This window comes from Synechococcus sp. BDU 130192, from assembly GCF_963876085.1.
Lineage (GTDB): Bacteria > Cyanobacteriota > Cyanobacteriia > Cyanobacteriales > MRBY01 > MRBY01.
Genome location: NZ_CAWNNO010000029.1, coordinates 1 through 6,144 on the forward strand (window position 1 = coordinate 1; position 6,144 = coordinate 6,144).

11 protein-coding genes are annotated in these 6,144 nt (G+C 49.2%); 5 read left to right on the forward strand and 6 right to left on the reverse strand.

Annotation, left to right across the window (positions count from 1 at the left end; genetic code table 11):
* The 4 genes from AACT35_RS08470 to AACT35_RS08485 form a co-directional block, all read left to right on the forward strand.
* The coding region (locus AACT35_RS08470; RefSeq protein WP_216820547.1) for a hypothetical protein at nt 1-211 on the forward strand (211 nt) is incomplete at its 5' end.
* A gap of 26 nt (nt 212-237) precedes the next feature.
* Nucleotides 238-438 carry a hypothetical protein gene (locus AACT35_RS08475; protein ID WP_143596791.1) on the forward strand — a complete coding sequence of 67 codons (201 nt, stop codon included), beginning with the start codon at nt 238-240 and terminating at the stop codon, nt 436-438.
* 10 nt (nt 439-448) lie between these two features.
* The gene (locus AACT35_RS08480; protein WP_099239486.1) at nt 449-961 is read left to right on the forward strand and encodes a terminase gpP N-terminus-related DNA-binding protein; all 513 of its coding nucleotides are present in this window, start codon (nt 449-451) and stop codon (nt 959-961) included.
* A 14-nt stretch (nt 962-975) separates the two neighbouring features.
* Nucleotides 976-1,380, forward strand: coding sequence for a hypothetical protein (locus tag AACT35_RS08485; protein ID WP_099239488.1), 405 nt, complete (start codon nt 976-978; stop codon nt 1,378-1,380).
* A 73-nt stretch (nt 1,381-1,453) separates the two neighbouring features.
* Here the strand turns inward: AACT35_RS08485 and AACT35_RS08490 are convergent, their stop codons facing one another.
* The 6 genes from AACT35_RS08490 to AACT35_RS08515 form a co-directional block, all read right to left on the reverse strand.
* Nucleotides 1,454-1,963, reverse strand: coding sequence for a hypothetical protein (locus AACT35_RS08490; protein WP_143596792.1), 510 nt, complete (start codon nt 1,961-1,963; stop codon nt 1,454-1,456).
* 202 nt (nt 1,964-2,165) lie between these two features.
* Nucleotides 2,166-2,483, reverse strand: a complete 318-nt coding sequence (locus AACT35_RS08495; protein ID WP_143596793.1) for a hypothetical protein — start codon at nt 2,481-2,483, stop codon at nt 2,166-2,168.
* Nucleotides 2,484-2,577: 94 nt separating this feature from the next.
* Nucleotides 2,578-4,107, reverse strand: a complete 1,530-nt coding sequence (locus AACT35_RS08500) for a hypothetical protein (protein WP_099239494.1) — start codon at nt 4,105-4,107, stop codon at nt 2,578-2,580.
* Between the two features lie 92 nt (nt 4,108-4,199).
* Nucleotides 4,200-4,355, reverse strand: coding sequence for a hypothetical protein (locus AACT35_RS08505; protein ID WP_158227964.1), 156 nt, complete (start codon nt 4,353-4,355; stop codon nt 4,200-4,202).
* Between the two features lie 141 nt (nt 4,356-4,496).
* Nucleotides 4,497-4,748, reverse strand: coding sequence for a hypothetical protein (locus AACT35_RS08510; RefSeq protein WP_099239496.1), 252 nt, complete (start codon nt 4,746-4,748; stop codon nt 4,497-4,499).
* A 50-nt stretch (nt 4,749-4,798) separates the two neighbouring features.
* Nucleotides 4,799-5,050 (reverse strand): Rho termination factor N-terminal domain-containing protein, encoded by a 252-nt coding sequence (locus AACT35_RS08515; protein ID WP_158227965.1) that lies wholly within the window; start codon nt 5,048-5,050, stop codon nt 4,799-4,801.
* A 384-nt stretch (nt 5,051-5,434) separates the two neighbouring features.
* Here AACT35_RS08515 and AACT35_RS08520 point away from each other — a divergent pair, with 384 nt between their 5' ends.
* A complete protein-coding gene (locus AACT35_RS08520) occupies nt 5,435-6,109 on the forward strand; it encodes a hypothetical protein (RefSeq protein ID WP_099239500.1) in 675 nt (224 codons plus the stop codon).
* Nucleotides 6,110-6,144: the final 35 nt, after the last annotated feature.

Below are 6,144 nucleotides of genomic sequence, written 5' to 3' on the forward strand. Positions count from 1 at the left end.
AACCCAGCTAGCGGAATTCTTGGGAGTAGCAGGCAGCACTTTTCGGGGCTGGCTAACAAAAGTTCGCGATGGCAAATGGAGTATGGCTGCCATGCAGGAAAAAATCAGGGAGAAAGATCCCACTGGGATATGGCGGCTCGATGCTGAGGCAAGATGGGCCGATAATCTGAAAGATTCTCAGCATGGGCTTTGGTTCAGGGAGGAAAAATAAAAATGCCAAAACTTAATCGGAGCCGAATGGATCAAAGCCAGCAATCAAAAGAAATCAGAGCCTTCATGGGCCTCCACAACCTGAATCTATGGGCTATGGCGAGAGCATTGAAAATGCCTTCTTATTGCCTGAGCGCCGTTATTCTAGGTGAGGCCGGCCTCACCTCTGAGCAGCAATTAAGCTTTGATCGCCTCAGGCTCGAAAAGGCGTTTGATCGTCAAATTTAGGGGATAAATCATGAATCGATCAGAAAGAATAAAGATTGCCTGTGGGCTGTATTTTTCGGGGAAATCCTTCAGGGAAGTAGCAAAGGAGCTGAAAGTTTCTCCGTCTACCATTTACCACTGGAGTCGTGGGCCGGAATGGAAAAAGGAGTGGGCCTCACTTGAGAAGAAATCATTTCAAGTGAGGGAGAAGGCATTTCTCAGCCAGTCTGAGCTGATCGAGAAATCCAGTCAGCATTTGGGGGATTTTTCTTTGGCTAATATCGAAGCGGCGATCGCCATTCAAGAATCCGTTAGGGAAGCCTTGGGGGAGATCGAGCTTCCCAAAAAAATTCAATCCTTAGAAGAATTATCGTCAGCGGTGAGGATCCTCAAAGATCTCACTATGCTGGCTGATAGCGCGTGGCAATCGCTCGAATATGCCACCCAGCTAGAGGAATTCTTCAAAAAGAATCAGCCAGCGCCTGAGCTAATTTTTGAGGAATTTTCCCCAGAAGAAATCGAGAAAATCAGAGAGCAAAATTAGGAGAAAAATGAATCATGGATAGCCTGAAAATTGCAGAGCTTGAAAGCAAAATCAAGCAACTAGAGAGAAAGCTTGAAGCCGCCAATGGGGCGATCGCCTTAGCCGCTGTCATTGGCCCAAAGGTGAGGAATATCAGCCATCTTGTAGCTCAGTCCGAATCCGCTGGCGCGTTCAAAGAGAATGGGCAGTTCTACTACAAGGGGGAATATTTGAGCGCGGCTGAATACTCCCAACGGATCGAGGCTGACGAAAATTATGCTGTTCACTTTAAAGAATCTCAGCGCCCCATTGAATCAATCCCAGCAAGCGAGAATCCATGGCGGAAAGAAAGCCTGAATTTGACAAAGCAAATGCGCTTGCTCAGGGAAAATCCGGCCCTTGCTCGAAAGCTGAGGGAGGCCGCTAAGGGCGGTTCGTGATTGGCCTTAGCAGCCACTTCATCCGGGTGGAGGGGGCGGCCTTTCTTTGATGGCGATTAAGTCTCAAGCCGCCCTAGAGCGATCGCCGCATCCACTGGCTTATATTTTTTTTGAGAACATCGCGGGCTACTTTATCCAGCAGAAAGCGAGGAAAGCTTTCCCTTTTAGCATCCCCAATTTCCTCGGAAAGCTCAGAGAAGTTCGTGTGCTGGCTAAATAAAAATTCCGCCGCCTCCCCCAATGGCTGATCCTTAAGGGAGGCGATCGCCGCTGGATCTTTGGGGGGAAAGAATTTTGCTTTCCGCCTCCATTGCCTTTGGAGATGCAGTCGATCATCCTTTGATAAATCAGGGGCAAAAATATCAATCTCTCGATTCCGCCATTCCTGAAGCTCAGGGGAGGCGATCGCCATCTCGACAAAAGGGGCGGGCCAATAATCCATCATTTTTCCATCCCTATCTATTTGCAGGGGGATGGGATCGGGCAGAAAGCGAGCAATCTCATAATCAGAGAAGCCGCGCTTTTTCCGTAGCTGGGAGCGCGAAATTAGATATTTTCCGGCAATGCATTCGATATTATTCATCCTTCGATATTCCTTTTTTATAATTTTTCCCATGCTGCTCTGCTTATGGCTTCTAGGGCAGCATTCCGGGCCTGCTGATGGGTAGCGTATTCTTTTTTTGATGCAATCCAGCGGCTCCCTTTTTGGGGCGGCTTGATGCGATATCCATAGCCCATGGGCGATCGCCTTATCTGATATCTGAATCCCTCATAATGCCGTGTGATCATTGCGCCCGCCTCCATGCCAGCCACGCTTCAATCAATTCCCTCACGCGGCGATCGCCTCCCATTGGGGGCCGCCAACATTGAGATGGGGGCAAGAAAACTTCCGACACTAGGCACTCATGGGCCGCGACAATGTCACTCACCTTTGAGTCATGCCGGGCAATGAAAGCCAGCACACCCATCCCCCCTTGATGGGCAGCGATCGCCAATGTTGTAATCGCCCTTTTCTGCCCATAGGGAACAGCTTTCCCCTTTCGCTTGAATTCCCCTAGAATCAAATGCTTTCCCCCTAGCTCTAGGCAAAAATCAATATCCATCGGGGTAGCCCTGCGCTCAAATTGAAGGCCCGAAAAATCCATCATCTGTTTATATCTTTTGGGGTATCTGATGCCACCACGAGGAATAGGCTGATTAAGCATCAGAATCACCTCCCAACAGGGGCCAGAACGTAAGCTGGACAAGGGTTTCAGGGTTTCTTAAGGTGTCTTGGGGTTCCGGGGGGGCTCCACTGGGGAAATTTAATAATTTTTCCTTCTCCCTATCCCCGTGTTTAGGGGTATCAACCCTTAGTAGAGGGGGGTGTGTACTAGCTTCAGGCATTGTAGCTGTATCGCTTACAGGGCAAAGATTAGAGGCTTGTTCCGAGTCAGTAGAATCAGCCTCAGTTTGGAGTAGCTGGGAGGCTAGGGATAAGAGCAGATTCCAATGTTTGATGATGGTGGTTTTGCTGCATCGAAGCGCCCTAACCACTGCATTGACAATTTGAGTCTTGCTGGCAAAAGTGAACCCATTCTTGATGAATCCCTTGAGGCAATTTTCAAGGCGCTTGATGGCCTTTTGTTGGCGCTCTGCATTGATATCCTTTTTCGGTTCCTTGGGTTCGGTGGTGCGTTCACCGTGCCAGTAGTAGCCGCGCTTGATAATGCTTCTAGCCCAATCGCGGCAACGCTTTTCTATGTCATGTTGATGGAGGCAATATTCCCGATAACCGGGCATGGCGATCGCCTTCTCCATAACCACCGATGCCAGCTCACTATCAGGGCATGGCTCCATAATCCGAGTCAGTCGAGTGAGGTTATAAAGAATCTCATTCGTTTCCCCATTGGCTGTCCAGCCCGTCTCTAACAGCTCTAAATAATCTTTTTCGATGTCTGCTAACTTCCCATATTTGCGCGGCTTCCTAGGCCAATTCGTTTTGTCTGCGTAATGCTCAATGACTTCATCGAACGTTTCCATGTCCTGCTGAATCACGGCCCATTCCCAGCGAAAGCGGAATTCCTCTAGGGAGTTATCATCAGCAGGTTCTAACTGAGAATCCAGCAGAACACATCCTTTTTGGCACGGAACCCGAACGGCTTGGTAGTCGAATAGCTCAGAATAAAATCTGCCCTTCTCATAGCGGCGATCGCTGTCCACCCATGACTTTCGATTGGGGTACGCCTCAAGCTGCCCATCTTTTAGCCAGAAGCCAGCCTTAGCCAAAACCATCTCAATCGTTCGGGCCGTGGCGTAAGTAGGGCGCTCTTCAGGCAAAGGATAAAGCACATGAAGCCCGCCTGACTCGCTCGATTGATAAATGATGGGTGAGCATAGCCCAACATCTTCTAAGACAGCCAGAATCGCGTTAAAGGCTTCATGATTTCGGCTTGGGTGATATTGACTCCCTGCATCGATATCGAAAACTACCCTGTTGGTTTTGCCCCCGAACCTGAGCGCGATAATTTCATCCGGCGATCGCCAATACTCATAAAATTCATCCTTCGATAGCGTGCGCTTAAATGTGCTGTATTGGCCCCCAACGGGCTTGATAGCAGGGGCGCTCCAATGGGGGAAAGTTTCCGCTAGCCATTCGATATCGCTATCAAAGTGGGCGTGGGAAATTAGGGTAGAATTGGGGAAGAGATTGCAGCACCCCGCAGTCTGCCTTACAATTTTCGACATAGTAACGGCCCGCTCCTTTTGGGAGTCGGTTGCGAATACGAGTAAAAACGAAAACCCCCGCGATCCGCCAAGATTTGGGGGTTTCGTTGTATCTAGGCCGCGCTCTTTTCATTGCCAGCGGCCCGTAAAAGATTTCTAATGGCTAGGCTCATATTGCCTTCGTGGGATTCAGCCTGACGACTCAGAATCTCAAAGTCACTGGGACTAAGCCTGATCGTCACGCTTCGGGGAAACAGTGAGCGTTTCATGGGGTTAGTGATAATGTTGTATCTCTCTAAAGGTAAGACAAAAGGCTCAACATTGCAACAAGCTGAACCTTTTGCCCCACAAGGGTTTCATTAGATCTAATGAAACCTAATTGACAGTACAGTATTGCGGGTGCGGGGATGTCAGCGGCCTAGGATAACTGGGATGATGATCGCCAATGTTGCAGCCACAATGAGGCTAAAGGCTAGGTTAACTACCTGGGTAGAGGCTTTCTGATAGGTATCTACCCGATCGCTGATAATCCGAACGTCTGTATCGAGTCGGGATACTTTTTCGTCTAAGTCAATCACACTTTTGTCTAAGCGCCCAAACCCTTGCTCTAAGCGCCCTAGGGTAACTTCAATGCGATCAAGCTTTTCTTCAGTCGTGGACATGGTTATCCTCCATGGATTCCCTTTATTTTACTTTCAGCCATGGTGATCGCCTATGTCAGGGCGGCAATGAGTTGGGCTTTTCTCATATTGCTGTAACCCTTGATTCTGGCTTGGGAGGCGGCTTTCTTAAGCTGACGAATGTTCATAGTTTCGATTGGGTTTTGCGGTGCTGGCTTGGGAGTAGTGGCGATCGCCTGTGGAGCATGGCGGCGGGCTGCAATGGAATCGCAAATAAAGCAAGCTAAAGCAACAAAAAAGTAAGCGGAGGCTGCAACAAACGTAGCGGTGATGATGAGAGTCATGGTGCGGTTCCTGTAAATGTGTAGCGGTGGGAGGAAATGTGGAGTCATCTCCCTTGTCTATGTCCCCATTATATAGCTATCGCTACGATATCGCAAGCATTACCGATAATTATCTGATAATCCATAAGCTTAATCGCTCTATCCCATGCCCTGCCTTGATTCTGGCTGTTTTGATGGGAACGATAACAATGCGTAAGCTTAAGCGTTCTCAGCCCGTATCCCCTATGCCCTGGTAGTTCTGGCTTAAATCGAGCTATCGAAAATTGACATTATCGTAAGCTTACCGCTAGCTTTCCTTATGCTGTAAGGATTTCAGGGTATCGCAGTCGATAAGATAGCGATAATGATAAGCTTAAGGGGATGCTATTTACAGGAAAAATCACCATGGCCCGAACTGCTGGAATCGTTATCCGGGTAGAGCCGGAAACGCGCGATCGCCTTAACCAGATTGCTCAGGAAAATGGGGTAGAGCTGGCAACGGAACTTTATAAGGTTGCGGCGCGTATCGCTGACGGTGAGCTAGATTTATTGGCCCTAGCGGGTGGGGCCGCCCCTGCCCCTGTGGATATCAATTCAAAAATCAATGAGGCGATCGCCCCTGCCCTTGAGGGAATCGAGGGGGAGCTTTCCCTGCTAAAAAAGCGGCTGGCCCTCATTGAAGAGAATCATGGGGGCAAAATTATCAATGTGGAGGCGATCGCCAATGAACCCGCTAACAATGAGGCCATGACAGAAAATAGCCCTTCCAGAATGGCCCCTATCGAACGAAGCGAACCAGTCACGACTAACCACCCCAAAACCACAGACAAGAGCGTTGCGGCGGTAGATATCGCTAAGGGCCTCAACGGAACCCAGCTAGCGGAATTCTTGGGAGTAGCAGGCAGCACTTTTCGGGGCTGGCTAACAAAAGTTCGCGATGGCAAATGGAGTATGGCTGCCATGCAGGAAAAAATCAGGGAGAAAGATCCCACTGGGATATGGCGGCTCGATGCTGAGGCAAGATGGGCCGATAATCTGAAAGATTCTCAGCATGGGCTTTGGTTCAGGGAGGAAAAATAAAAATGCCAAAACTTAATCGGAGCCGAATGGATCAA

Excerpts from the sequence above, each read along its gene's own strand:
- AACT35_RS08480 (WP_099239486.1), top strand. The coding sequence starts at position 449 with ATGAATCGATCAGAAAGAATAAAGATTGCCTGTGGGCTGTATTTTTCG.
- AACT35_RS08510 (WP_099239496.1), bottom strand. The coding sequence starts at position 4,748 with ATGTCCACGACTGAAGAAAAGCTTGATCGCATTGAAGTTACCCTAGGG.
- AACT35_RS08490 (WP_143596792.1), bottom strand. The coding sequence starts at position 1,963 with ATGAATAATATCGAATGCATTGCCGGAAAATATCTAATTTCGCGCTCC.
- AACT35_RS08520 (WP_099239500.1), top strand. The coding sequence starts at position 5,435 with ATGGCCCGAACTGCTGGAATCGTTATCCGGGTAGAGCCGGAAACGCGC.
- AACT35_RS08495 (WP_143596793.1), bottom strand. The coding sequence starts at position 2,483 with ATGGATATTGATTTTTGCCTAGAGCTAGGGGGAAAGCATTTGATTCTA.
- AACT35_RS08515 (WP_158227965.1), bottom strand. The coding sequence starts at position 5,050 with ATGACTCTCATCATCACCGCTACGTTTGTTGCAGCCTCCGCTTACTTT.
- AACT35_RS08500 (WP_099239494.1), bottom strand. The coding sequence starts at position 4,107 with ATGTCGAAAATTGTAAGGCAGACTGCGGGGTGCTGCAATCTCTTCCCC.
- AACT35_RS08485 (WP_099239488.1), top strand. The coding sequence starts at position 976 with ATGGATAGCCTGAAAATTGCAGAGCTTGAAAGCAAAATCAAGCAACTA.
- AACT35_RS08475 (WP_143596791.1), top strand. The coding sequence starts at position 238 with ATGGATCAAAGCCAGCAATCAAAAGAAATCAGAGCCTTCATGGGCCTC.
- AACT35_RS08505 (WP_158227964.1), bottom strand. The coding sequence starts at position 4,355 with ATGAAACGCTCACTGTTTCCCCGAAGCGTGACGATCAGGCTTAGTCCC.